Origin of the sequence: Pantoea eucrina (assembly GCF_001691555.1) — a bacterium.
In the GTDB taxonomy this organism is placed as follows: Bacteria; Pseudomonadota; Gammaproteobacteria; order Enterobacterales; family Enterobacteriaceae; genus Pantoea; species Pantoea borealis.
The window spans coordinates 2,336,281-2,360,189 of the sequence record NZ_MAYN01000008.1; the positions used below are offsets into that span (position 1 = coordinate 2,336,281).

General features: G+C 57.3%; 22 protein-coding genes and 3 tRNA genes. 12 read left to right on the forward strand and 13 right to left on the reverse strand.

Features of this window, described 5'->3' with window-relative positions; all coding sequences use genetic code 11:
- Positions 1-11 precede the first annotated feature (11 nt).
- Positions 12-1,931 carry a murein transglycosylase gene (gene sltY / locus BBA90_RS17120; RefSeq protein ID WP_065650190.1) on the reverse strand — a complete coding sequence of 640 codons (1,920 nt, stop codon included), beginning with the start codon at positions 1,929-1,931 and terminating at the stop codon, positions 12-14.
- A 298-nt stretch (positions 1,932-2,229) separates the two neighbouring features.
- Between sltY and deoR the strand changes: the two genes are divergently transcribed.
- Together deoR and ettA are read left to right on the forward strand one after the other, a co-directional pair.
- Positions 2,230-2,994: a DNA-binding transcriptional repressor DeoR gene (gene deoR, locus BBA90_RS17125; protein WP_065650512.1), complete on the forward strand. Its 765-nt coding sequence runs from the start codon at positions 2,230-2,232 to the stop codon at positions 2,992-2,994.
- Positions 2,995-3,147: 153 nt separating this feature from the next.
- Positions 3,148-4,815: an energy-dependent translational throttle protein EttA gene (gene ettA, locus BBA90_RS17130; protein ID WP_075050757.1), complete on the forward strand. Its 1,668-nt coding sequence runs from the start codon at positions 3,148-3,150 to the stop codon at positions 4,813-4,815.
- A gap of 53 nt (positions 4,816-4,868) precedes the next feature.
- Here ettA and nadR read toward each other — a convergent pair whose 3' ends face one another.
- The 3 genes from nadR to serB all read right to left on the reverse strand — a co-directional run bounded on the left by nadR (position 4,869) and on the right by serB (position 8,791).
- The gene (gene nadR, locus BBA90_RS17135; protein WP_065650192.1) at positions 4,869-6,095 is read right to left on the reverse strand and encodes a multifunctional transcriptional regulator/nicotinamide-nucleotide adenylyltransferase/ribosylnicotinamide kinase NadR; all 1,227 of its coding nucleotides are present in this window, start codon (positions 6,093-6,095) and stop codon (positions 4,869-4,871) included.
- A 322-nt stretch (positions 6,096-6,417) separates the two neighbouring features.
- Positions 6,418-7,800: a DNA repair protein RadA gene (gene radA / locus BBA90_RS17140; RefSeq protein WP_039382437.1), complete on the reverse strand. Its 1,383-nt coding sequence runs from the start codon at positions 7,798-7,800 to the stop codon at positions 6,418-6,420.
- 13 nt (positions 7,801-7,813) lie between these two features.
- Positions 7,814-8,791: a phosphoserine phosphatase gene (gene serB / locus BBA90_RS17145; RefSeq protein ID WP_065650193.1), complete on the reverse strand. Its 978-nt coding sequence runs from the start codon at positions 8,789-8,791 to the stop codon at positions 7,814-7,816.
- Between the two features lie 107 nt (positions 8,792-8,898).
- Between serB and BBA90_RS17150 the strand changes: the two genes are divergently transcribed.
- Entirely contained in the window at positions 8,899-9,570 is a 672-nt protein-coding gene (locus BBA90_RS17150) for a YtjB family periplasmic protein (protein ID WP_065650513.1), read from the forward strand.
- A gap of 98 nt (positions 9,571-9,668) precedes the next feature.
- Here the strand turns inward: BBA90_RS17150 and yjjG are convergent, their stop codons facing one another.
- The 3 genes from yjjG to BBA90_RS17165 are packed head-to-tail and all read right to left on the reverse strand — an operon-like array spanning position 9,669 to position 11,191.
- On the reverse strand, positions 9,669-10,349 hold the full coding sequence (gene yjjG / locus BBA90_RS17155) for a pyrimidine 5'-nucleotidase (RefSeq protein ID WP_065650194.1): 681 nt from the start codon (positions 10,347-10,349) through the stop codon (positions 9,669-9,671).
- 19 nt (positions 10,350-10,368) lie between these two features.
- Complete coding sequence (gene rimI / locus BBA90_RS17160) at positions 10,369-10,809, reverse strand: ribosomal protein S18-alanine N-acetyltransferase (RefSeq protein WP_065650195.1); 441 nt, start codon at positions 10,807-10,809, stop codon at positions 10,369-10,371.
- Positions 10,781-11,191, reverse strand: a complete 411-nt coding sequence (locus tag BBA90_RS17165; RefSeq protein ID WP_065650196.1) for a DNA polymerase III subunit psi — start codon at positions 11,189-11,191, stop codon at positions 10,781-10,783. The genes rimI and BBA90_RS17165 overlap by 29 nt, the downstream gene beginning before the upstream one ends.
- Before the next feature lie 106 nt (positions 11,192-11,297).
- Here BBA90_RS17165 and rsmC point away from each other — a divergent pair, with 106 nt between their 5' ends.
- From rsmC to BBA90_RS17185, 4 genes are all read left to right on the forward strand, one after another.
- Positions 11,298-12,329: a 16S rRNA (guanine(1207)-N(2))-methyltransferase RsmC gene (gene rsmC, locus BBA90_RS17170; protein WP_065650197.1), complete on the forward strand. Its 1,032-nt coding sequence runs from the start codon at positions 11,298-11,300 to the stop codon at positions 12,327-12,329.
- Between the two features lie 134 nt (positions 12,330-12,463).
- Positions 12,464-12,550: transfer RNA gene (locus BBA90_RS17175), tRNA-Leu, on the forward strand.
- Between the two features lie 31 nt (positions 12,551-12,581).
- Positions 12,582-12,668 (forward strand) — tRNA-Leu (locus tag BBA90_RS17180).
- 27 nt (positions 12,669-12,695) lie between these two features.
- Positions 12,696-12,782 (forward strand) — tRNA-Leu (locus tag BBA90_RS17185).
- 90 nt (positions 12,783-12,872) lie between these two features.
- Here the strand turns inward: BBA90_RS17185 and BBA90_RS17190 are convergent.
- The gene (locus BBA90_RS17190; RefSeq protein ID WP_065650198.1) at positions 12,873-13,157 is read right to left on the reverse strand and encodes a DUF1435 domain-containing protein; all 285 of its coding nucleotides are present in this window, start codon (positions 13,155-13,157) and stop codon (positions 12,873-12,875) included.
- Between the two features lie 216 nt (positions 13,158-13,373).
- On the opposite strand from BBA90_RS17190, the gene BBA90_RS17195 reads away from it, so the two are divergent.
- The 3 genes from BBA90_RS17195 (at position 13,374) to BBA90_RS17205 (ending at position 15,926) form a co-directional block, all read left to right on the forward strand.
- Positions 13,374-14,468: a GGDEF domain-containing protein gene (locus tag BBA90_RS17195; protein ID WP_065650199.1), complete on the forward strand. Its 1,095-nt coding sequence runs from the start codon at positions 13,374-13,376 to the stop codon at positions 14,466-14,468.
- A 161-nt stretch (positions 14,469-14,629) separates the two neighbouring features.
- Positions 14,630-15,370: a siderophore-iron reductase FhuF gene (fhuF, locus tag BBA90_RS17200; RefSeq protein WP_412159298.1), complete on the forward strand. Its 741-nt coding sequence runs from the start codon at positions 14,630-14,632 to the stop codon at positions 15,368-15,370.
- 91 nt (positions 15,371-15,461) lie between these two features.
- Positions 15,462-15,926, forward strand: a complete 465-nt coding sequence (locus tag BBA90_RS17205) for a YbaK/EbsC family protein (RefSeq protein ID WP_065650201.1) — start codon at positions 15,462-15,464, stop codon at positions 15,924-15,926.
- A gap of 35 nt (positions 15,927-15,961) precedes the next feature.
- On the opposite strand, the gene BBA90_RS17210 is transcribed toward BBA90_RS17205, so the two are convergent.
- The 4 genes from BBA90_RS17210 to BBA90_RS17225 all read right to left on the reverse strand — a co-directional run bounded on the left by BBA90_RS17210 (position 15,962) and on the right by BBA90_RS17225 (position 20,908).
- Entirely contained in the window at positions 15,962-16,951 is a 990-nt protein-coding gene (locus tag BBA90_RS17210; RefSeq protein ID WP_065650202.1) for a nucleoside hydrolase, read from the reverse strand.
- A gap of 21 nt (positions 16,952-16,972) precedes the next feature.
- A complete protein-coding gene (locus BBA90_RS17215; protein WP_065650514.1) occupies positions 16,973-17,986 on the reverse strand; it encodes a LacI family DNA-binding transcriptional regulator in 1,014 nt (337 codons plus the stop codon).
- 76 nt (positions 17,987-18,062) lie between these two features.
- Complete coding sequence (locus BBA90_RS17220; protein WP_065650203.1) at positions 18,063-19,451, reverse strand: MFS transporter; 1,389 nt, start codon at positions 19,449-19,451, stop codon at positions 18,063-18,065.
- A 506-nt stretch (positions 19,452-19,957) separates the two neighbouring features.
- Positions 19,958-20,908 carry a hypothetical protein gene (locus tag BBA90_RS17225; RefSeq protein ID WP_065650204.1) on the reverse strand — a complete coding sequence of 317 codons (951 nt, stop codon included), beginning with the start codon at positions 20,906-20,908 and terminating at the stop codon, positions 19,958-19,960.
- Between the two features lie 415 nt (positions 20,909-21,323).
- Here BBA90_RS17225 and BBA90_RS17230 point away from each other — a divergent pair, with 415 nt between their 5' ends.
- Positions 21,324-22,343 (forward strand): glycosyltransferase family 32 protein, encoded by a 1,020-nt coding sequence (locus BBA90_RS17230; RefSeq protein WP_065650205.1) that lies wholly within the window; start codon positions 21,324-21,326, stop codon positions 22,341-22,343.
- Here the strand turns inward: BBA90_RS17230 and BBA90_RS17235 are convergent.
- Positions 22,317-23,228, reverse strand: coding sequence for a LysR family transcriptional regulator (locus BBA90_RS17235; RefSeq protein ID WP_139074204.1), 912 nt, complete (start codon positions 23,226-23,228; stop codon positions 22,317-22,319). The two genes, BBA90_RS17230 and BBA90_RS17235, sit on opposite strands and share 27 nt — an antisense overlap.
- Positions 23,229-23,356: 128 nt before the next feature.
- Here BBA90_RS17235 and BBA90_RS17240 point away from each other — a divergent pair, with 128 nt between their 5' ends.
- Positions 23,357-23,746: a tautomerase family protein gene (locus BBA90_RS17240; protein ID WP_065650207.1), complete on the forward strand. Its 390-nt coding sequence runs from the start codon at positions 23,357-23,359 to the stop codon at positions 23,744-23,746.
- Positions 23,747-23,909: the final 163 nt, after the last annotated feature.

Below are 23,909 nucleotides of genomic sequence, written 5' to 3' on the forward strand. Positions count from 1 at the left end.
GCATAACACACTCAGTAACGCTGATTCCACTCGCTGTCGCTGAGAATCTTGTCAGGTTTACCCAGGAAGTAACGATAATAGGCGTCATACGCCAGCACGTTCTTCACGTAACCCCGCGTTTCAGAGAACGGAATCGTTTCAATAAAGGCCACGGCATCCAGTTTGCCTCCGCTATTGTTGCGCCAGCTGCGCACCCGTCCCGGGCCGGCATTATAAGCGGCAGAGGAGAAGATGCGGTTCTGCCCGAACTGCTGATAAACATACTCCAGATACTGCGTGCCAATCTGGATATTGGTTTGAGGATCAAGCAGCTGGCTGCTGTTCACGTAGCCGGGAATATTGTACATCTTCACGGTATGCGCGGCCGTGGCTGGCATCACCTGCATTAATCCGCTGGCCCCGACCGGGGAGCGCGCTTTCGGGTTCCATGCGCTCTCCTGACGCGAGATCGCCATGGCGTAGCTCGGATCGATCGCCTTATCGCCGGTATATTGCTGATACAGATTGCGCCACGCCAGCGGGAAACGCTCTTTCAGGCTATCCCACATTTTTGCACTGATCGTGGCCTGCACGCTCAGATCCCACCAGTCCTGCTGGTTTGCGTAGTGCGCCAGCATCTGCTGCTGCGTGCGGGTTTTACTGACAATCAGGTTTGCCCACTCGCTGCGCGCGAGGTTATCCATGCCCCAGTACATCAGCTCACGTACGCGCGCCATCTCCGGCCCCTGCACGATGCTGTTGTCCGCAGCCGGCGCGTCATCAATTTTCAGCGGATAGTCGGTGCCAAGACGCTGCGCCGCGACCATCGGGTAGAAGCCGCGCTGCTGCATCAGCTTACGCAGGATCTCGTCCGCCTCCTCTTTACGTCCCTGCGCTATCAGCAAATCGGCCTGCCAGTACTGCCACTCATCTTTTTCTTTCGCTTCCGGCGGCAGTCGCGCAATCCAGGTGTTCAGGCCGCGGCGGTCGTTTTCGCTCAGCGCAAGGCGCACGCGACGCTCCATAAGCGCGGTGGATTCACTGTTCATCACGACGGCATCACGCCAGCGCGCCTGCTCTGAGGTCAGGTCGGCTCCCATCATGCGCCATACCACAGCCTCTTTCAGATCCTGTTCTTCTGCCTGACTCATCTTCTGCGCGTTGACCAGCTGCGGGATCATCATGCGCGCGTTATCCATATCTTCGCGCGCCACGCGCGCAAAGGCGTAGCTGGTGGCCATGCGGGTAAAGTCGGTCGGCCCCAGCGTGGCGGCAAAGGTCGTTACGGTCTGCGGGTTCTGCTGCAGGGCCAGCAGTGCGCTGGCGGTGGTCTGATAATCTGCCGGCAGCATTTTCGCCAGGTAGTTCACCAGGCTGTCGTTGCCCGCCTTCATTGCCAGCCGGATGCGCTCCAGAATGGTAATCGGCGAGAGCTGGCCTGACGCCTGCCAGACCGAGAAGAGCCGGTCACAGTCGGCGGGCAGTGCCGATCCGCGCAGCCAGATGCTTTTCGCACCGGCAAACGCCGTTTGCTGCTGGCCGGTGGCCCATTTAGCGTAATACCAGTTGCAGCGCGCCTGCACCGGCTTTGGCTCATCCGGACTAAAACTCAGGATCCCCTGCCAGTCCTGCCGGTGCGCCAGTACATTCACAAACCGCGTCTGCAGCGATTTTGCCGGCGGCAGCGTCGGATACTGCTGAATAAAGTTTTTGATCGCCAGCCCCGCTTCCTGATCGAGATCCTGCGCCAGCAGGCGATATTGCAGATAGGGATAGAGCGGATAATCCTGCAGCGTCGGCATCAGCTGCTCAACCTGGTCCATCTGTTTGTTATCCCAGGCCTGCTTGATCTGCGCATAGCGCTGTCGTTGCTGATCCAGCGAGTCGGCCCATACGCTGCCTGCCGTGCTGACCAGACACATCCCTATCATCCAGTTACGCCACTTCTCCACTCCGCTCTCCTCTCTGCTTCGGTCCAGCGTATGCCGGACTCCCTTCATGCTAACCAGGGCTTTCATCTCTCGCCACGTTCTTAACAAAATTTACCTGGTGAGTATGTTCATGCCACCCTAAGCCGCTTGTGCACCTGCAACGCAGTTTACGCCACCGCGCCTTTAAGGCTACTATTAGCCACCCGCTGCTGACGGCGCCGCAACCGCCTGAAACCTGTCAGGATTGTCTCGCTCAGAGGCTAAATGGCAAACCGCATCCGCTGCTCTGCGGCAGAACACCACTTTTACCGAGATGCTTATGGAAACCCGGCGCGACGAACGACTCAATAAGCTGGCCCAGGCCCTGAAACGCACCGATAAGCTGCATCTGAAAGAGGCGGCGCAGCTGCTGGGCGTCTCTGAAATGACCATCCGCCGCGATCTCAGCGAACCCGCCTCGCAGGTGGTACTGCTCGGTGGCTATGTGGTCAGCGATCCAAAAAGTCATGTCGGGCACTATTTTGTCTCCGATCAGCACGGGCATAACGCCGCACGTAAACGTCGGCTGGCGCAGGCCGCCGCCGCGCTGATTCGTGAAAATGATACGGTGTTTTTTGACTGCGGAACCACGCTGCCCTACGTCATCGATGCTATTCCGGACACCCTTCCCTTTACGGCTATCTGCTGCGCGATGAACACCTTTCTGGCGCTGAAAGAGAAGCCCGCCTGCAGCGTGATCCTCAGCGGCGGCGAGTTTCACGCTGACAATGCGGTGTTCACGCCAGTCGGCAACCACTCCATTCTTGATGACCTCTGCCCGGCGCTGGCGTTTATCTCAGCAGCCGGCGTGGATCTGCAGCAGGGGGCAACCTGCTACAACCTGAATGAGCTGGCGATGAAGCATCACGCCATGCTGCGCGCGCGCGAACGGGTACTGGTGGCAGACAGCAGCAAATATGGCAAGGTGCTGCCCGCGCGTATCAGCGCACTGCACCGGTTTGAGCGGCTGGTCAGCGACAGCGCTCCTGACGACGCGCTCAGTGCGTGGCTGACAGAGCAGGCGATTACGCTGCATCTGCCCTGATCGCCGTCAGCGCGTACAATTACGCAGCAGTGCGCCTGACATCACGCCTGTCACGCAAGTTTCACCGTGGCGCGGCTGTGATTAGGCCGTGAAAAAAGCTAAACTTCAGCATCTGACGTTCCACTATTTACAGACCAAGAGGCTCATCACAACGTGGCTCAATTCGTCTATAGCATGCATCGCGTCGGCAAAGTGGTACCGCCGAAGCGTCACATTCTGAAGAATATCTCTCTCAGCTTTTTCCCGGGCGCCAAAATCGGCGTTCTCGGCCTGAACGGCGCGGGTAAATCAACCCTGCTGCGTATCATGGCCGGTATCGATAAAGATATCGAAGGGGAAGCACGCCCGCAGCCGGGCATTAAAGTGGGCTATCTGCCACAGGAGCCACAGCTCAACCCGGAACACACCGTGCGTGAATCGGTTGAAGAAGCGGTGGCAGAAGTTGCTGGCGCCCTGAAGCGTCTGGATGAAGTCTATGCGCTTTACGCCGATCCCGATGCGGACTTTGACAAGCTGGCTGCCGAACAGGGTCGTCTGGAAGAAGTGATCCAGGCGCACGATGGCCACAATCTGGAAACCCAGCTCAACCGTGCCGCCGACGCCATGCGTCTGCCGGAGTGGGATGCCAAAATCGGCAACCTGTCGGGTGGTGAGCGCCGTCGCGTGGCGCTGTGCCGTCTGCTGCTGGAAAAGCCGGACATGCTGCTGCTTGATGAACCGACCAACCACCTGGATGCGGAATCTGTCGCCTGGCTGGAACGCTTCCTGCACGACTTTGAAGGCACCGTGGTGGCGATCACCCACGACCGTTACTTCCTCGATAACGTAGCGGGCTGGATCCTGGAGCTGGACCGCGGTGAAGGTATTCCGTGGGAAGGCAACTACTCCTCCTGGCTGGAGCAGAAAGATCAGCGTCTGGCGCAGGAAGCGTCACAGGAAGCTGCACGCCGCAAATCCATTGAAAAAGAGCTGGAGTGGGTTCGCCAGGGTGCGAAAGGCCGTCAGTCTAAAGGCAAGGCGCGTCTGGCTCGCTTTGAAGAGCTGAACAACAGCGATTATCAGAAGCGTAATGAAACCAACGAACTCTTTATTCCGCCTGGCGCACGCCTCGGCGATAAAGTGCTGGAAGTGAAAAACCTCAGCAAATCGTATGGCGACCGCGTCCTGATTGACGATCTGTCATTCTCGCTGCCAAAAGGCGCGATTGTCGGGATTATCGGGCCGAACGGCGCGGGTAAATCGACACTGTTCCGTATGATGTCGGGTCAGGAACAACCTGATTCCGGCAGCATCGAGCTGGGCGAAACCGTGAAGCTGGCGTCGGTCGATCAGTTCCGTGACGCGATGGATAACACCAAAACGGTATGGGAAGAAGTCTCTGGCGGTCAGGACATTATGCGTATCGGTACCACCGAGATGCCAAGCCGTGCCTATGTCGGACGCTTTAACTTCAAAGGCACCGATCAGGGCAAACGCGTGGGCGAACTCTCCGGCGGTGAGCGCGGACGTCTGCACCTGGCGAAACTGCTTCAGGTAGGCGGTAACCTGCTGCTGCTGGATGAACCGACCAACGACCTCGACATCGAAACCCTGCGCGCGCTGGAGAATGCCCTGCTGGAGTTCCCGGGCTGCGCGATGGTGATCTCGCATGACCGCTGGTTCCTGGACCGTATTGCCACCCACATCATCGATTACCAGGATGAGGGCAAGGTTGAGTTCTTTGAAGGTAACTTTACCGAATACGAAGAGTATAAGAAACGCACCCTCGGCGCGGATGCGCTGGAGCCGAAGCGTATCAAATACAAGCGTATGGCGAAGTAATCTGCTGATAAAAAAGGCGCCTCCGGGCGCCTTTTTTTATTTGTGCTCAGGCGCTAATTGCCCAGCCGCTCTTTTACCAGCTCCACACAGCGCAGGAAGCGCGCATCGTAGTTGTCCTCCTGCACGTGCACAAACTCAACGTTATTTTCCCGCAGCATGGTCACCAGAATGGACTGAAACTCACGCCGGTCCACTGAGCTGCCGAGGCTGCGCAGGCCGTCCGCCACCCACGGCACGTTGTTCTCCAGCAGGATCACCAGGTCAAACCGGTACTCATCGATCAGCGCCTGTACAAAGGGGTGTTCGCGCCCTTCATACTTCAGACAGAACGCCTGAGTGGTAATAAAGTCGGTATCGATAAAGGCGACTTTATTCGCATATTTCACGGCAAAATCGATGTACTGCGCCTGACCCAGCGCAATTTTATCGTAGTCCGAGTACTGCAGCGCCATTTCATCACCGCCCAGGTGCGAAAAGACGTAGTCGCGGCCATACTCCCAGGCGCTGGTGGTGTTGAAGATGTTCGCCAGCTTGTTGACCAGCGTGGATTTGCCGCTCGACTCGCCGCCCAGGACCGCCACGGTGCGCACAAAGAAAGGCTTCACTTCCGTCGGAATATATTCCCAGTAGCGAAACGGATCCTGACGGATCTGGCTGCCGCTGATGCTCATAAACGATCGGTGTGGATCGATGACCCGCGCCGGGATCCCCAGATACTGCTGATACATCGGCGCATCCGGCTCTTCGCTGGTATAGACGCAGTCGGGCACAATCCCCTGCTCTGCCAGAAACGCACTGACGCCTGCGCTCCAGACATCCCAGCCGTGCGGATAGGGTTCGATCCCCTCTTCGTTGAACGAGTGAATACGAATGTTTTTCTGGTATTTGAATGTCTGCAGGAGCCAGCGCAGCCGATCGCTGACGGTGGGCTGCTGCGACATGGCGCTGCTCTCAAACAGCGCGCGATCGCGCGGCTCGTCGTGGCCCATAATAATATGCAGCTCATCCACCTGACTGCAGGCGCGCTGAATCAGATAGATATGACCGGTGTGCAGCGGATAGAACTTGCCAAATACCACGCCTACGGTTTTTTCACGACGCGGAAACTCCAGCCCGAGAAAGTGATGCAGCGCCGCCAGTTTCTGCGCGCCGGGGCTTTTTATTTTCGCGTTAAGCAGCTGGCTCAGGTAGCCTTTGGTCATTCCGCTGGCGTCAGCCACCTGCTGCAGCGTATGGCCCTGCTGGCGAATCGCGGTCTTCAGATAGTCAAATGCTGACACTCAGTGTCTCCTGCGTGCAATAAAGGATGATGCGGCCCTGGCTGCGTGCATCGTCTGAACCAGGGGCGCATTAATGCGCCCCCTACATATCGCCAGGGTGGCATTTATGCCGCCCCTGCAAAATTATGCGCATCCTCAAACGTAGGGGGCGGCATTTATGCCGCCTCTGCAAAATTATGCGCATCCTCAAACGCAGAGGCGGCATTTATGCCGCCCTGGAAAGTTATGCGCATCCTCAAACGTAGGGGCGGCATTTATGCCGCCCTGGAAAGTTATGCGCATCCTCAAACACAGGGGCGGCATTTATGCCGCTCTGGCGAAATTACAGCTCATCCAGAATGGCCAGCGCATCCGCCAGCTTCTTCGCGCTGTAAACCTTCATGCCATCAATCGTTTTCTTCGGCGCGTTGCCGGCCGGCACAATGGCGCGCTTAAAGCCGTGCTTCGCGGCTTCAGAGATGCGCTCCTGACCACTCGGTACCGGCCGGATCTCGCCCGCCAGCCCGACTTCACCAAAGATCACCACATCCTGCGGCAGAGGGCGATCGCGCAGACTGGAGACCATCGCCAGCAGCAGCGCCAGATCGGCGCTGGTTTCCGTGACTTTGACGCCACCTACCACGTTAACAAACACATCCTGATCTGCCATCTGCAGGCCGCCGTGACGATGCAGTACCGCCAGTAAAATCGCCAGACGGTTCTGCTCCAGCCCCACAGCAACACGGCGCGGATTGCCCATCATCGAGTGATCCACCAGCGCCTGGATCTCAACCAGCAGCGGCCGGGTGCCTTCCCAGACCACCATCACCGAACTGCCTGACGTGATCTCATCGCCGCGTGACAGGAAGATAGCCGAGGGATTGCTGACCTCACGCATCCCCTGCTCCGTCATGGCAAAGACGCCCAGCTCATTCACCGCACCAAAGCGGTTTTTATGGCTGCGCAGCGTGCGAAAGCGCGAGTCGGCGTCGCCATCCAGCAGTACCGAGCAGTCGATACAGTGCTCCAGCACTTTCGGACCCGCCAGCGAACCATCTTTGGTCACGTGGCCAACCATGATAATCGCCACGCCGCGCGTTTTGGCAAAGCGCGTCAGATAGGCGGCGGTTTCCCGCACCTGCGCCACGCTGCCGGGTGAAGACTGAATATCCGCCATGTGCATCACCTGGATAGAGTCGATAACCATCAGCTTCGGCTCTTCCTGCTCGGCAATCAGGCAGATCTGCTCAATACTGGTTTCGGACAGCATATTCAGGTTGTCCGTGGGCAGTCCCAGCCGGTGCGCGCGCATCGCCACCTGCTGCAGCGACTCCTCGCCGGTGACGTAGAGCGTCTTCATGCTCTCTGCCAGCTTGCACATCACCTGCAGCAGCAGCGTCGATTTACCGGCACCGGGGCTGCCGCCAATCAGGATAGCGCTGCCCGGTACCACTCCGCCGCCCAGAACGCGGTCAAACTCTTTAAACGTGGTGGTGAAGCGCGGCAGCGCCTCAAGGCTGATCTCCGAGAGCTTCTGCACCCGGCTGCTGCCGGCGTTACCTGCATAGCCGCTCAGGCGCTCATTGCGCGCAGCGGCAGGCGAGGCAGCAATACGCACCTCGGTAATGGTATTCCAGGCGTGGCAGGCGCTGCATTGCCCCTGCCAGCGCGGATAGTCTGCGCCACATTCGTTGCACACGAAGGCGCGTTTTGCCGCTTTGGCCAAATCAGTTCCTCAGTTAACGCTCTTCATGAATCAGGCTGCCGGTCAGGATGCAGAACACCCCCATCAGGTCAGCGTGACGGATAGTGACTTCCGTCTGCTCATTCACTTTTGGTTTAGCATGATAGGCGATACCCAGCGCCGCGCGTTTAATCATCGGCAGATCGTTGGCGCCGTCGCCAATCGCTACCGTCTGCTGCGGCGCGATGTCAAAACGTTGTGCCAGCTGATGCAGGGTATCCGCTTTATATTGTGCATCGACAATCTGTCCAATGACTTCGCCGGTAAGCTTGCCGTCGCGCATCTCCAGCTCATTGGCGACGGCAGCGGCCAGATGCAAGGTCTGACGCAGGTGATCCGCATAAAAGGTAAAACCGCCGGATGCAATCGCGACCTGCCAGCCCAGCGCCTGCAGCTTATGTACCAGCGTGGTCAGCCCTGGCATCAGCGGCAGTGCGTCGCGCACCTGTTTAAGGATAGCCGCATCGGCGCCAGCCAGCTGCGCCACGCGCTCACGCAGGCTGGCTTTGAAGTCGAGTTCGCCACGCATCGCCCGTTCGGTGACCTCAGCCACCTGCTCACCACAGCCCGCCAGTCTGGCGATCTCATCAATGCATTCGATCTGGATCGCCGTTGAGTCCATATCCATCACCAGCAGCCCCGGCGTTTTAAGGTGCGGGATTTTACCCAGCGGTGCCACGTCGAATCCGGCATCATGCGCCAGCCGGGTGGCACGCGGCGTCAGCGAGCCAGCCAGCCGGATCACCTGGTACTCGTCAACGTTCCACGCGCTGACAATCACCATGGCAGCGCCCAGCTGATGCTGGTAATCGGTCAGCTGCTGTTTATCGAGTCCGCGCCCATACAGCAGCCAGCCTGTGCGGCCGGCACGGTAGTCCAGCGGCATAACTTCATCACCGCTCAGGGAGAGGGGTAAACCCGGCCAGAGTGAGACATCGGCGGGCAGATCGCACCAGGTAAGACGATTTGGCATTACAGCTCCTGTAGGGACAACAAAACCACGCAAGAGGCTACCTTGTCTGCGCGGGTTCTGGCAACATAATTGCCAGCCTTTCTGCTGCTATGTCACATGGGTTTCTGATGGTTAAAACTGCACTGAAATTTCGCCTGCATCGCACGGTGATTGTTCTTATCTCTCTGGCGTTGCTGGTGGTGCTGATGCAGGGCGCCTCATGGTTCAGCCTGGGTCATCAGATGGCGCGCTCTGAGCAGGTTGAAGAGCTGGCTCATACCCTCACCCGGCAGGTGGCGTTCAGCCTGAAGCCCCTGATGGATAACAGCGATGACAACCGTACGCAGATTGCCGCCATACTCGATCAGATGACGGATAACAGCCGCATCCTTGATGCCTCTGTCTATGCCGATGATGGCAGTCTGGTGGCACACAGCGGCGAAACCATTAACGTACGCGACCGTCTGGCGCTGGATGGCAAACGTGCCGGCAGCTACTTCAATCATCAGATTGTGCAGCCGCTGGAAGGCAAAGAGGGGCCGCAGGGTTTCCTGCGCGTGACGCTGGATACGCACGTGCTGGTCACCGAATCCCGTCAGGTAGACAACACCACCAATATTCTGCGCCTGATGATGCTGCTGGCGCTGGCGATTGGCATTATCCTGACCCGCACCCTGCTGCGCGACCGCCGCACCCGCTGGCAGCAGTCGCCCTTCCTGCTCACTGCCAGCCGCGAGGTGAAAGAGGATAAAGAGGAAGGGTCAGCAGAAACGATCGACACAGAAGAAAAGAAAAAATAAGCGCCGGCCTGGCCCGATACCGCTTTTATTTTACAGGCCTGACAACGCCAGGCCGCTGTTTCTGCCTGGCTTGCTGTTTTTTACACGCTTTCGCTCTGCTAAGCGGTAAGAATGGCCTGAAGCTGGGCGAGATTGTTGACCTGGAAATCAGGGGTAATATCCGCAGGCAACGGGCGCGTGCCGTGATCGATCCAGCAGGTCTTCAGACCCGCATTCATCCCCCCGAGAATATCAGACTCGGGCGTATCACCGACCATCAGTACGCGCTGCGGCGCCGGATTGCCGAGCAAGGCCAGCGTGTGGGCAAAGATCTTCGCGTCCGGCTTGGGCACGCCAACCTGCTCTGAAATCACCAGCGCATCGAACATATCGTGAAAGCCCGTGCGTTCCAGTCGCGCCTGCTGCAGGGCCGTAAAGCCGTTGGTGACAATCGCCATTTTGACGTGGCCTTTAAGGCTCTTCAGCAGTTCAGGCGCGCCTTCCAGCGGCAGGCAGATTTCTGCCATAGCATTAAGGAAATCGCTGTTTAAGATGTCCGGCTCTACGCTGAGTTTCTCTCCCCAGAGCGTAAAGCGCTGCGTCTGCAGCTGTGCGGCAGTGATGGTGCCGTTCTGGTAATCCACCCACAAAGGCTTATTGATCGCCTGATAATCGGCGTAATCGCGATCGCTGAACTGCACATCGTAGCGGGTAAACATGCGCTGCAGCCCGGCAAAGGCGTCAAAATGAAATAGCGTATCATCAGCATCAAACAGGATGCAGTCCCAGTCGTTTAACATGGTACTCCTTAATCAGCGGTCAAAGTGTCAGCGCCATAATGACGGCGTCTTCCCGTCCGCCTGCGGTGGGATAGTAATTGGGGCGTACGCTGACCTGATGAAAATCCAGCTGCTCATACAGAGCAATCGCCGCGCGGTTTGACGCGCGAACTTCCAGCCAGAGGGTCAGGACATCACGCTGCTCCAGTTCGCCGATCAGCCTCTGTAATAGCTGACGCGCATACCCGCGACGCTGAAAGTCAGGATCAACGGCGATGTTAAACAGCGACGCCTCATCCAGCACAACCTGCGTAATAGCAAAGCCGGCAAGGCGTCCGTCACTGCGCAGCCCGAAATTGAGAAAACGTTCACCCTGATTGCTGGCGAAGGTCTGTTCGCTCCAGGGAAAAGCGTGCGCCCGGCGTTCAATGGCGAGCAGCTGCGGCCGATCGTCAGGCGTGATGAGCGAGATAGTGGTCATGGTTACACATCTGTTGCCACAGCGCGCGCCTGGCTGCGCCGCTGCTAATCAGTTCATTAAGGACGGCGCTGGTGAACACCACACCGTTAAAGCTGTGCCCGCTCTCCACGCCCAGCAGCCAGCCGGGACAGGCTACCTGCTCTGGCAGCATCGGCAGCTGCTCCGGCGTCAGCGTCATCACCTGCGCAGGCGGAATATCCAGCGCCCGCAGCACGTCCCGTATCAAAGGCTCATCCAGTGCCGGCGGATGTTCCGCTACCAGCAGCAGGCGCGTATCGGGTGCCAGCCTGACGGCGATTTCCCCTTGCAGCACGCGCGGACGCCGCAGCTGATACTGCGTGATCCCCATCTGCTGCAGAAGCCAGTCGCGTCTTGTACTCATGCTGTTTTCCGCTATGCCGTAAGTAATGCGCGCTATGCTAGCAAACCCGTCGAACATGCGCCAACAAAGCACTATAATCCCCGCTCTGATTTAACAGGAGCGTTCCATGTCTGCTTTTACCCCGGCCAGTGAAGTTATTCTGCGCCACAGTGATGAATTTACCACCCGCCACGTGCTGTTTGCGGGTGACCTGCAGGATGACCTGCCCGCCCAGCTGGAAACCGCGCTCAGCCGCGTTCATACCCAGCAGTATCATCACTGGCAGAACCTGAGCCACCGGCTGGGCGATCGCGCCGTATACAGCCTCGTGGCCAGTGCGGCTGATGTGACAGACTGCACCACCCTGATTTACTTCTGGCCAAAAAATAAGCCGGAAGCGCAGTTCCAGCTGCAAAATCTGCTCGCGTTGCTGCCTGTGGGCAGCGATATCTTTGTGGTGGGCGAAAACCGCAGCGGTGTGCGCAGCGCCGAAGGCATGCTGGAGCAGTGGGTGACGCTGGAGAAAATTGACAGCGCGCGTCGCTGCGGCCTCTATCATGGTCAGCTGACGCAGCAGCCTGAGTTTGATGCCAGCCAGTTTGGCAACACCTACCTGCTGGATGGGATGACGATCCATACGCTGCCAGGCGTATTCAGCCGCGATGGTCTGGATATTGGCAGCGATCTGCTGCTGTCGACGCTGACGCCGCATACCAAAGGAAAAGTGCTGGATCTCGGATGCGGCAGCGGTGTCTTAGCGACCGCGCTGGCGCAGCACTCGCCGAAGGTGCGTTTGTGGCTGTGTGATGTGCACGCTGCTGCCATTGAGGCGAGTAAAGCCACGCTGGCGGCAAACGGGCTGGAAGGCGAGGTGTTTGCCAGCAACGTTTTTAGCGACGTGACCGGACGCTTCGATCTGATTATCTCCAACCCGCCGTTCCATGACGGCATGCAGACCAGCCTTGATGCGGCACACAGCCTTATTCGCGGCGCGGTGAAGCATCTCAACAGCGGCGGCGAACTGCGTATTGTGGCGAATGCTTTCCTGCCTTATCCGCAGATACTTGATGAGACCTTCGGCAGCCATGAAGTGCTGGCGCAAACCGGCCGCTTTAAGGTTTATCGTGCGGTATATGGCCGTGGCGCGCGCGGACGCTAAGCGCCTGATACGGCGATAAAGCGTTGCTTTTTCCAGCAGTCGGTTTATCGCCGTAAAATATCTGTTGACGCATTGCGTAAAACCTCTAGAATGCGCCTCCGTGGTTAGCAATACTGTAAAGTGTTGCCAGGTATGCGAAGGTGGCGGAATTGGTAGACGCGCTAGCTTCAGGTGTTAGTGTCCTAACGGACGTGAGGGTTCAAGTCCCTCTCTTCGCACCAATAATCACAGAGTTTATATCGCGTGCACTGCGCGAAGGTGGCGGAATTGGTAGACGCGCTAGCTTCAGGTGTTAGTGTTCTTACGGACGTGAGGGTTCAAGTCCCTCTCTTCGCACCATGCGGTGATATAAACAGACAACACGATGCGAAGGTGGCGGAATTGGTAGACGCGCTAGCTTCAGGTGTTAGTGTTCTTACGGACGTGAGGGTTCAAGTCCCTCTCTTCGCACCACTGTTGTCACCTCTCCCCCGGCAGTTAATTCCCTGAATCACATTCTTTTGCTTATCACGCGCTGCGTGATGTTGCTGTTTCTGCACGCGGTTAACCCGGATAAAAATTCACTGACGCAGCCGTAATGCCGCCAGCCAGTGCTATGCAGGATGGCAGCAATATGTAGTGCCGCAGTCGCTGATGAAACAGCATGACCAGCGTCAGCAGAAGCATAACGATCATAATTGCCCGCCACTGCGCATACCCGGGTTCCCATAGCGCAAACAGCGGCATCGCGGTACAGGGCAGCAATATCCCCCAGCCGCTATCCAGGCGCTTACCCATTACCCAGCTCACGCCCCATAAGCCACAGGCTGCCAGCATTGCTGCAATCATCATCACACTCCTTAATGATAAGAATTACCATTATCATATGACAATCATTCTCATTCTGCAGCGAATTTTTCACTGCATGACAGAAATACTGGAAAATGCTAAATTGCCGCCGATAACACACCTGATAACAACATGAAACGTGCTGACTATCCGTATAGCAGAATTTACTCTGCAGGGTAGCGCTTTGATATTTCAGGGCTGTCACGGGTAATAACAATGAAATTAAACGCTTACGATGACCTGAAACACAGCAAATATCGGCTTTCACTGATGCTGTTTTTATTTCTTAATATCGCCGTTTCACTCTTTTGTCTGCTGCCCTGCCTGAACGTTCAGATACCGGTATTTACCCTGCCCGCGGTGCTGGTCGCCGGTTTCAGTACAACGCTGCTGCTGCTTTGCCTGATCGTGCCCGGCCTGCGCTTTTCCGTATTAACGCCGGTTGCGCTGCTGCTGGGGCTGCTATGGGCATGGCATATTGATCAGAAATATCATCTGATCTCTGCGTTTGAGAGCAGCTATTTAATTATCAGTTTACTTAGCGTCTTTTTTATCAGCGCTATTGCTCTGAGCGATTATTTAACTGCCTTTTGCCTGCATATTACACCGCCGGTGCTGACCGTCCTGCTGCTGGATAACGGACAGCATCTGATGACCATTCTGTTTACTATCACGCTGCCGCTAATTGGCTTTTCCCTGCTTCACCTGATGCGCCGGCGTTTTGATCATTTCACCCGCCAGCTGATCGGCCAGCTGTATGAAGAGAAACAGAGCTTCAGCGCGCTCAGCATGCTCGACCCGCTGACCGGTCTCTATAACCGGCGGGGGCTGCAAAACCGGCTGGAAACAATTCTGGAGAACCATGCCGGCAGCCACTTTATCCTGCTGCTGGATATCGACCATTTCAAAGCCTATAACGACAATTACGGACATGCGATGGGCGACCAGGCGCTGAAACGGGTTTCGGCCGCGATCCGGGACGCCGTACGCTCGCGCGATGTGGTCACCCGCTATGGCGGCGAGGAGTTTCTGGTACTGCTGACAAATGTCAATGCGTCGATAGCCCTGAAACTCGCCGAGCGTATCCGGCAATCGGTGCTGGAACTGGAAATCCCCCATCGCTCCAATACCGCGGTAGCTACTCACGTTACCGTCAGCACCGGTATTGCTCCGATGGCAGCGCACGATTTCGACCGCGCCGTCGCCAATGCCGACCGCGCGCTGTATGTGGCTAAAAACCAGGGGCGTAATACCATCCTGGCCTGGGAGACGCTGCCGGCACGCCGGCAGGCAATCAGCGAACCGTACTAAGGTGATGAATATAACGCTATAGCAATCTTATGCTGCTGCTATCTTGCTCACTCAATCAGGAACGATTATCATTTGTTTTTCGTTTCCCGTTATCATTCAGGATTGGCATGGCTACGATTACGCGTCAGGCGCACCGCTTCAGTGAGCAGTCCCCGATCTTCATGCAGCGCGATCGCACGCTGGTACGTGCGCTGCAGGAGCTGATACGTGAGCAGTGCAGCGACCGTCAGGCGTATGTCAGACTGGGAGAACCTGCGCCCGAAGGCGCTTTGACGCTGGCTGAATGGTCGACACCCGGGCACTATCAGCGGCTGATGCAGCGCTACGGTGACTATCTCTATCACAGTCATCCTGATACGCCACGGGAGGCGAAGCCGCTGCAGTCACTCTGGGCGCAGTGGTATTTCGGCCTGCTGGTGCCCACGCTGATGATAGCGCTGCTGCATGAACCGCGTGCGCTGAGCTGCTCGCCTGAACATATTCGCGCTGAGTTTCACGAAAACGGGCATCCCGCCGCCTTCTGGCTGGATGTGCAGGAGGATGAGCCCGCGCGCTTTCTCTCTGCTCCGCAGCGCATGGCGCGCCTGATCCAGACCTGCCTGCAGCCCGCCGTGGAAGGCATGACGCAGCACGGCGACATTAACGCGCGCCTTATCTGGAATAACATGGGGTATCTGATCTACTGGTTTCTGGGTGAACTCCGGGCGCAGCTGCCTGCCGCGCTGATCGACCAGCTGGAAGAGATGCTGTTTTTCACGCCGTCGCTGCCGGACGGCAGCGATAACCCGCTTTATCGCACCATGATCGTACGCCACGGCACGATGGAGCGGCGCAGCTGCTGCCAGCGTTACCGGATCCCTGACGTCGATCGCTGCGGTAACTGTACACTGAAAGCGCAATAAGCACGCGTGCGCCGTAAATTCTCCTTTTCTCTCGTTTACACTTTTTTCGCCTTATGGCAGCGTTCAGGTTCAGTTTTTACCGGAGAACACCATGAGCCTGGAGTCGGTACAGCAGTTCTTTGCTGAGCATGCGCCGGATATCGAAATTATTGAAACGCCTGAAAGCACGGCCACCGTGGCGCTGGCAGCACGCGTTCACGGCGTCTTACCAGGACAAATCGCCAAAACGCTGTCGCTGAAAGTAAAAGAGCAGGTCGTGCTGATTGTCACCCGCGGCGATGCGCGTCTGGACAACCGCAAACTGAAAGCCGCACTGGGCGCTAAAGCGCGCATGCTGAGCGTGGATGAAGTGGTGAACTGGACCGGCCATCCGGCAGGTGGGGTCTGCCCTTTTGGCCTGGAAAACCCGCTGACCGTATACTGCGATACCTCTCTGCGCAGCTTTGATGAGGTGCTGCCCGCCGCAGGTTCGGTGCGCAGCGCGGTCCGGATCTCTCCGCTGAGAATGGCGGAGCTGACCCACGCAACCTGGGTCGACGTCTGCGAAGTGCTGTGAGAGCGCAAAAATTATCGCGCCCTCACTGTCTCATTTCAGAGCCGGTGTGGCAGACGGATAAAGGCCTGTTCAAGCATATCCAGCAGCAGCGCATTATCAACTCGCTGGATAACATGAACCAGCGCGCCGGTCTCTGGCGGAATACCCACGTCGAGGCGCAGCGGCGGACGGTAACGCCAGCTCTTGCCGCGCGTTGCACCGGGACGCAGCTCAATATCCACGAAATAATCCGCCCCTTCCGCCACGCGCTGATTCAGCAGCCAGGCCACTACCAGCGCATCATGGATCCAGCAGCCAGGCAGCTGCCGGGTCCGCATTGAGTAGTCGATCCAGGGTCCCAGCGTCTCCCGGACAAACTGCGTCAGCGGATGCGGCGGTGCCGTAATGCGCGCGAGATCGTCGCGGGTCAGCAGCGTCTGCGTAGTCGCATCCATCGGCACCAGCGTGATGGTGGCGCCGCTGTGCAGTACCTGATGAGCCGCCTCCGGATCGAGGCCAAAATTGGTATCTTTGATGTAGTCATCAAGCGCAAATACGCCGCCCATGATCACAATCTCTGCTACCGCTTCAGCCATCTCCGGATAACGCTGCAGCGCCTGCGCCACGTTAGTCAGCGGCCCGATAGCAACCAGAGTAAACTCTCCCGGATTATCGCAGATTAACTGCCCCATCACGCCGGCAGCGTCATTGCCGTCCGCCGCCATGACGGCGGGCTGACGTACGCCCTGCCACAGCGCAGCCAGCGCCGGGTCGGCCAGATTATCCAGACGCGCCCGCCACGGCAGCGGATCTTCGCGCAGCGCTTGCAGCGCCCCCTGCACTACCGGAATATTCATCCCGAGACGTTTCAGCAAATCTTTTGCCACACGGGCACCCGTCGCGCTGGGCGTGTTACCGGTGACCGTGGTGATCAGTTCCGGCGACAATGCAGGTGATGCCAGCGCCAGCGCGATAGCCAGTCCGTCATCGGTATTTGCCCCTGCGATGCCATTCCCCGGATCGCAATCAATAATTACTCGTTTCATAATGTTTTATCGTTATTGTATTTAAGGCTGCAGGCAGCCACAGGATTCACCGGTTTCGATGTAGTGCGGCAGCTCTGCCATCACTCCCTCATCCGACTGGTTTTTCAGCATAGCAATAGCGCGCTGCGCCAGCTCAGACAGCGGCTGCCGCACCGTGGTCAGCGAAGGCACGTGAAACGCGGCCTGTGTGGTACCGTTAAAGCAGACCAGCGCCACATCCTGCGGCACGCGGATCCCCTGCTCGGCAAACGCACGAATACAGCCAATGGCCTGTCCTTCATTACTGGCAAACAGCGCACGCGGCAGGCGCCCGCTGGCGATCATGCGCTGCGCCGCGTCATAGCCCCCCTGCCGCGAGTAGTCAGCCGGGAAAATCAGGTTTTCATCAACGGGCAGTCCCTGCTCCTGCATCGCATCCCGCCAGCCCTGAATACGATCCTGGGCGTTAAACATTGCCAGCGGACCGCTGATCATCCCCACCTGCTGGTAGCCGTGACTCAGCAGATGCCGGGTTACATCGCAGGCTGCCAGCCGCTCGTTCATGCTCAGCACGCTGACGCCGGGCCGCGGAGCAATGCGATCCAGCATCAGCAGCGGCGTACCGCTGGCCTGTATCACATCAATATAAGGATGACGATCGACGCTGTTGTAAAACAGTCCGTCGATCTGACGGTTAAGCATTCCCTGAATCAGCTCCAGCTCACGCTGACGATCGTCACCGGCGTCGCCCAGCAGCATAATATGGCCGTGGTTAAGCGACTCCTGCAGCAGCACATGCGCCATGGAAGCAACAAACGGGTTAGCAATGTTCGGCACAATCAGACCAAAGGTTTTGGTGGTGCCGGAGGCCAGCGCGCGCGCTACGGCGTTAGGCCGGTAGCCCGTCTGCTTAATGGCAGCCAGCACCCGCTGACGGGTCGCTTCTGCGACCGGGCGCGGCCCGTTATTGATCACATAGCTGACCACGGCTACCGAGGTACCGGCGACGCGGGCGACATCGGTACGGGTTACGTTTCCGCCGGGAGATTTTGCCAAATTAGCCTCAATATAAATGCCGCTGGCCGGATTCACCGGCCAGCGTTATGTCAATGGTCCTGCCTGCGCCTGCGCGTCAGATAGCATCCTCCGGCAGATTAAGGTCACGACCGCGCGTTTCCGGTGCGACAAACGTCGTCAGAAATCCGATAGCGGCCATTGCGCTAAAGTAAACGGCGATCGGCCACCAGTGGCCGGTCCATGAGAGCAGCGCTGCCGCGACCAGCGGTGCAGTGCCGCCAGAAAGAATCGATCCCAGCTCTTTTGCCACCGCCATCTTGGTATAGCGGTGTTTCACGCCAAACATCTCGACGCCCCAGGCCGCCTGCACGCCAAATATCCCCAGCGACGCGAGCGCCATGCCGACAACAATAACCGCAATGATAATCGTCGGATCACGGCTATCCATCAGGCTGAAGGCGGGCCACGCATAGATCATCAGCAGCAGGCAAAAGCCCCGATAGGTAATGCGGCGACCAAAACGATCGGAGAGCCAGCCCGCAAAAGGAATAATCAGAAAGCCCAGCAGCGAGGCGATAAACACCGCGGTGGTCGGTACAGATTTATCCAGCATCAGCACTTTTGCTACGTAACCGACAATAAAGCCCTGAGCCAGATAAGAGGGGCCATTCTCACCAATGCGCAGGCCCACCATAGTCCAGAACGCCCGCGTACGCTGCCAGACGCTGCGGCTGTCTGTTTCAGTGTGTGCCTGAGCCAGCGTTTCACTGCGCTGCGCCTGCAGTTCAGCCTGCTGACGCTCAAACACCGGCGTTTCGCGCAGATGGCGGCGGATCCACAGCGCCACGATGGCGATCAGCACGCTGCTCAGAAAAGGAATACGCCAGCCCCAGGCCAGCAGGCTCTCTTTATCCATCTGGATCACCGCCAGCCAGACCAGAGAGGCGATCAGCGTGCCGCTGTTGGATCCCAGCGCAATCACGGAAGAGACCAGGCCGCGCCGTTCAACCGGTGCATACTCTCCCAGCATCACCGTGCCGCCAGAAAGCTCCGCCCCTGCTCCTAATCCCTGCGTAAAGCGTAGCAGCACCAGACAGGCGGGTGCCCAAAGTCCAATCGTTGCATAAGACGGGATCAGGCCAATCAGTGTGGTAGAGGCACCCATCAGAATAATCGTGCTGATCATCACGACTTTGCGCCCTTTGCGATCGCCAATCCAGCCAAACAGCAGCGCGCCTATCGGGCGGGCAATAAAGCCGACTGACCAGGTAGCAAAACTGGAGAGCAGTGCCATAGCCGGTGTCGCTTCCGGAAAAAAAATGTCGCCAAAGATGATACCCGCCGCCAGACCATACAGGGCAAAGTCGGCATACTCCATCGCCGTACCGAGCCAGCAGGAGAAGGTTGCGCGCCAGAAATCTTTCCGGCCAGCGGCAGTTTGCAGTCGTTCATCGGCCGCGGTGAGGTGTGGTGAGTGCTGTGCAGTGGGATGATGTTCCGTCATAACCCTTTCTCTTAGTGAAGTGAAAACAGTAAACGCCCTTCCATGGGTCTGTTCGCTTGCGCAGACAAGCGGAACGTCCCGGTGACGACGTTCGACAGGCAAATCCTGAAAGATCAGTAAGGAATTCCCTGGTGTTGGAATTCATCTCTCTGCTGCGTTTCGCCGATGTTTAATTCACCGATCGTATTAGCACAGCAAATGTAACCTGGTCATTTCGGGTCTGTAGCCGCGTCTGGCACCGTGAGTTATCACTGGGGAGACAGTCTATCTACGCGCGTAGATAAATCAAGCGGCAAAAACAAAAATTAGTTAGATTATTTTGACTATCCTCCCTGACTGATACCAAAAAAACACCATAATTCAGGCAATTGCATGCGTTTTAATTAAGCAAAAGCCGTATTAAAACGCAGCAATTGATATCCGTAATTTATCAATAGCAGCACACTGCCTGCTATCGCGCCGCCTTTATGCCACCTGCAGATGACACTAAAATGACAGCGGCTGCCTCAGCGCAGCGTAAAATAACTTAACGCCTCACAGCCTGTGCCCGCCTGCGGCGTGGCGATGACCTTTCGCTGCGCCAGATCGATAACGCTTAACGACCCCTCACCCTCATTGGCAATAAGCAGCGTGCGGTTATCTTCACTGAAACAGCCATCGCCGGGCCGGCACCCCACACGAACGGTGCCGGAGGGAGTAAGCAGATCGTCAAACAGCGTAACCAGTGATTCATCACGCCCGATCGCAACCAGTCGTTCACCACTGGCACTGAACCGCACAACATGGCAGGGCTGCTGGTGCCCGGCCAGCGTAATGCGCTGCCGGACCCGGTGGCTCTGCCGATCGATCACGTAAAGCAGCGGTGCGTCGGCGGCGCTGGCAACCAGATAAGGATGTCTGGGCGAGGCAGCAATACCGGCTATCGGACCAGGCAGCAGAATGTTATCAATGACGCGTCCTTCTGCCTCACATAAATCGATTACCGTGATGCTGGCATCCTCTTCATTTTCCGTGAACAGTTTGCGTCCGCTGGGTGAGAGCGTCAGCCGGTGCGCGTGATGCGAAGGCAGCGGTATGGTTTTCTCCACGCGATCGGTGTGCGGATCGATGACCGCGACCGCCGCGCTGTTTTCACAGCAGAGATAGACCTTGCCGTCGCGACCCAGCTGCCCGCTGTGTGGCGACTGCAGTGGCGTAAGGTCGATAAAGCCGCTGATCCGGCGCTGACGCAGATCGATAACAGCAACTTTATGCCCGGGATGTGGGTTAGCGCCGTGCATGCCGCTGCCATAGAGCGGGACATAGGCTTTCTCCAGCGCGGGCAGCATCAGCAGCTCATGCGGGCACGGCGGAAACGCATTCAGCTCCTGCTCAACGGTAAAGCGTTCCGGATGCAGAAACAGCACCCGGTTACCCTGTTTATCAACGGCTATCAGGCCGCGGGCAGATGACTGCATAATCACTCCTTAAACAGAATGCCTGACTAAAGCGTAGCTAAGCTGCATGACGAAGCTAAATTTCGCTCTGATGCCAGGCTAAAATCCAGCAAGGATAATCGTTCATTTCTTGCTGCAATTTTCAGATTGCCGCACCTTACGCAGCCCGCGGGGAATAATCTTAGGATTAATCCTGGTGGGAAAAATTAAACTGTGAAATTCATCACGCTATTATTTTGTTAAATTTTTATTGATAACGGCTGCTTCATTTTCCGCTTTATCTGAAAGAGAAAAAAAGTATTAGCGCAATCGCGAAGAATGTTTTATTAAGCTCAATGTAATACTTTTACACACAGCCCCCGTAAGGAAACATAAGAGCGTCTAAGGCGCCAGCATCAGGGACTCCTTGCCCATAATCACAATAATCAGGTGCATCATGTCAAAAAAACGTCTTCAGCCGGCGCGCGCGCTCTGGCACAACTGGAAAAGAATAGCGTTTACCGGTCAGTCATTACTGCAGAAAAAACAGCATAATGCGCTCTGCGCGCCGGAGTATGATCCCAGCGAAGAGGACAATATCGTGTTACTTTCTGGTGAGAAGACGTTGCCAGATATCCCGAAAAAAGTATGGCTGTACTGGGATACAGAATATTTACCAAAATCGCTGCAGGCGAATATTGCTAAAATACGCCGCGATAATCCTGACCACAGCGTTCACCTGTTAAATAAATATTCTGTAAAAGAAGTCCTGCCCGATTTTATATTTACTTCAGCGCAATTAACGGCACAGCAGAAAAGCGAAGTGATCAGGCTTGAGCTGTTATTACGCTACGGCGGCATCGCTATCGACTGCGCTGCGCTGCTGTTTGAAGATCTGAGCTGGGTACACAGCGCCCATCAGGAACGTCCGATGGATGTGATCGGCTATTATTGCGAACGCTCAACGCTGAATTATCTCGCACCTGTTATTGAGAACTGGTTCCTCGCTGCTGCGCCAAATAATCCCTTTATTCGCGAATGGCAGAAGCAGTATGCGCCGATTAAACATCAGGGTGAGCAGAGCTTCTTTAACGAAATGCGCAAGCGTGATGACTTTTCGCTGCTGACGCAGAGAATCGCTGAACCGGCACAGCAGCCGGGTGCGCTGGCGCAGCAGGCGGCCATGCGGGAATACCGCCGCGTTAATCTCTTTTTGCGTAAATGTGAAGCCAGCGCCTTTTACTATCAGCGCCTCAATAACTGGAAAAGCGACGCCTTTACGCATGCCATTCTGTTTCATCAGCGTCCGCATACGCCACCGCCGGTTATTAAACTGGACGGCCACGCGCAGCTGCATCTCGACTTTAACCTGCGCCTGGGTAACTACAACCGCAGCAGCCTGCTGGGCGCCATGATGCAGCCTGTCGCCCCGCTGAGCGTGGCGCTGCCCTCACCCGTCAATAAAGCGAGCGCGTAGCCAGTGGATAAAGGTCGTCACTGCACGCGGCACCTGTGCCGCGTAAGGACGCACCACCCAGAGGCGGTCGGCAAAGGCGTCGATTGCCTGCCACGATGACAGCACCGGCTGCAGCGCGCCGCTATCCAGCGCTGCGCGGGCGCTGAAGTCGGGCAGCATGGCAATGCCTGCACCCTGCAGCGCGGCATCCCGAATCGACTCGCTGTTGTTCGTGGCAAAATTTCCCTGAATTTTCACCGTCAGCGTTTCACCTCCCTGATGCGACTGAAAGCGCCACTGCGGCGCATCAGGACCGCGCGGATACCACAGGCAGTTATGCTGAAGCAGCGCGTCCGGCGTCTGCGGCACGCCGTGCTGTGCCAGATAAGCGGGCGAAGCCACCAGCAGCGCGCGCGTGGCGCACAGAGGCAGCGCGACGTGCGTTTCCGGCAGCGACTGGCTGTGGCGGATAGCAAGATCAAACCCCTCCCCGCCGAGTGACACCAGGCGGTCAGTCACATCCAGCTGCAGACGAACCTGCGGATATTCCCGCAGAAAGTCGCCGATAATCGGCACCAGCTGCTGCCGGGCAAACGCTACCGGCGCGCTGATGCGTACCTGCCCGCGTACCGGCCCCGCCTCATCGCGCACGCGATAAACGCTTTCCGCTATCCGGGTAAAGGGCTCACGCAGCTCGCCAGCCAGCTGTTCGCCGGCTGAGGTGAGCCGCACGCTGCGCGTGGTGCGCTGAACCAGCGCTACCCCGGTCAGCGTCTCCAGCTCTTTAATTTTCTGACTCACTGCCGCTTTACTCACATCCAGCCGCTCAGCGGCGCGGGTAAAACTGCCCTGCTCCGCCAGTACCGTCAGCCAGTAAAGATGTGTCCAGAGCGCCTCCGTTTTCATCCCTTTGCCCGCCATTGTTCAAAATAGTGAACAATCAGTTTATCGCAGACGCTTTTTCTTTGCGCGTACAGCGGGCAGCATAGCCACATCTGTCTCTGCTTTTTTGCCACTACTGCGAGGGTTTACCGATGCCATTACTCACTTTTGATCTGATTCAGGGCCGCTCTGAGAGTGAAGTTCGTACTTTACTGGATGCTGCCCATCGCGCCGTGCTTACCGCCTTCGGTGTCCCTGAGCGGGACCGTTATCAGATTGTTCACGAAAACAAAGCGTATCAGATGGTTTTTCAGGATACCGGGCTGGGCTTTTCGCGCACGGATAATCTGGTTATGGTACGGGTCTACACCAGCCCGCGCAGTGAGGCGCAAAAAGCCAGTTTTATGGCAGAACTGGCGCGCGAGCTGCGCGAAAACTGCGGCGTGCAGGGACACGATCTGATGATAAGCTTTATTACCAACAGCAAAGGCGACTGGAGCTTTGCACAGGGTGAGGCGCAGTATCTTACCGGCGCGTTATAAACCACCATCTGCCAGATATGCCGCCGCGCTTATTATCCCGCCTGGCGGCACGATTCCGAATGTACCGCACAAATCCCGCCGGACAGGTTGCAGCCCGGTGACAGCCAATATAGATTGACGCAAACCCCCTGAGAGGGCGCGCAGCCACTGGCGCTGTGCTATT

Bases quoted from the DNA above. Each gene is read 5' to 3' on its own strand.
- BBA90_RS17235 (WP_139074204.1), bottom strand. From the start codon at position 23,228: ATGAAAACGGAGGCGCTCTGGACACATCTTTACTGGCTGACGGTACTG.
- serB (WP_065650193.1), bottom strand. From the start codon at position 8,791: ATGCCAAATCGTCTTACCTGGTGCGATCTGCCCGCCGATGTCTCACTC.
- BBA90_RS17225 (WP_065650204.1), bottom strand. From the start codon at position 20,908: ATGCAGTCATCTGCCCGCGGCCTGATAGCCGTTGATAAACAGGGTAAC.
- yjjG (WP_065650194.1), bottom strand. From the start codon at position 10,349: ATGTTAAACGACTGGGACTGCATCCTGTTTGATGCTGATGATACGCTA.
- BBA90_RS17190 (WP_065650198.1), bottom strand. From the start codon at position 13,157: ATGATTGCAGCAATGCTGGCAGCCTGTGGCTTATGGGGCGTGAGCTGG.
- BBA90_RS17230 (WP_065650205.1), top strand. From the start codon at position 21,324: ATGTCAAAAAAACGTCTTCAGCCGGCGCGCGCGCTCTGGCACAACTGG.
- BBA90_RS17195 (WP_065650199.1), top strand. From the start codon at position 13,374: ATGAAATTAAACGCTTACGATGACCTGAAACACAGCAAATATCGGCTT.
- rimI (WP_065650195.1), bottom strand. From the start codon at position 10,809: ATGACCACTATCTCGCTCATCACGCCTGACGATCGGCCGCAGCTGCTC.
- BBA90_RS17210 (WP_065650202.1), bottom strand. From the start codon at position 16,951: ATGAAACGAGTAATTATTGATTGCGATCCGGGGAATGGCATCGCAGGG.
- BBA90_RS17240 (WP_065650207.1), top strand. From the start codon at position 23,357: ATGCCATTACTCACTTTTGATCTGATTCAGGGCCGCTCTGAGAGTGAA.
- deoR (WP_065650512.1), top strand. From the start codon at position 2,230: ATGGAAACCCGGCGCGACGAACGACTCAATAAGCTGGCCCAGGCCCTG.
- BBA90_RS17165 (WP_065650196.1), bottom strand. From the start codon at position 11,191: ATGAGTACAAGACGCGACTGGCTTCTGCAGCAGATGGGGATCACGCAG.
- rsmC (WP_065650197.1), top strand. From the start codon at position 11,298: ATGTCTGCTTTTACCCCGGCCAGTGAAGTTATTCTGCGCCACAGTGAT.
- BBA90_RS17205 (WP_065650201.1), top strand. From the start codon at position 15,462: ATGAGCCTGGAGTCGGTACAGCAGTTCTTTGCTGAGCATGCGCCGGAT.
- BBA90_RS17150 (WP_065650513.1), top strand. From the start codon at position 8,899: ATGGTTAAAACTGCACTGAAATTTCGCCTGCATCGCACGGTGATTGTT.
- fhuF (WP_412159298.1), top strand. From the start codon at position 14,630: ATGCAGCGCGATCGCACGCTGGTACGTGCGCTGCAGGAGCTGATACGT.
- BBA90_RS17220 (WP_065650203.1), bottom strand. From the start codon at position 19,451: ATGACGGAACATCATCCCACTGCACAGCACTCACCACACCTCACCGCG.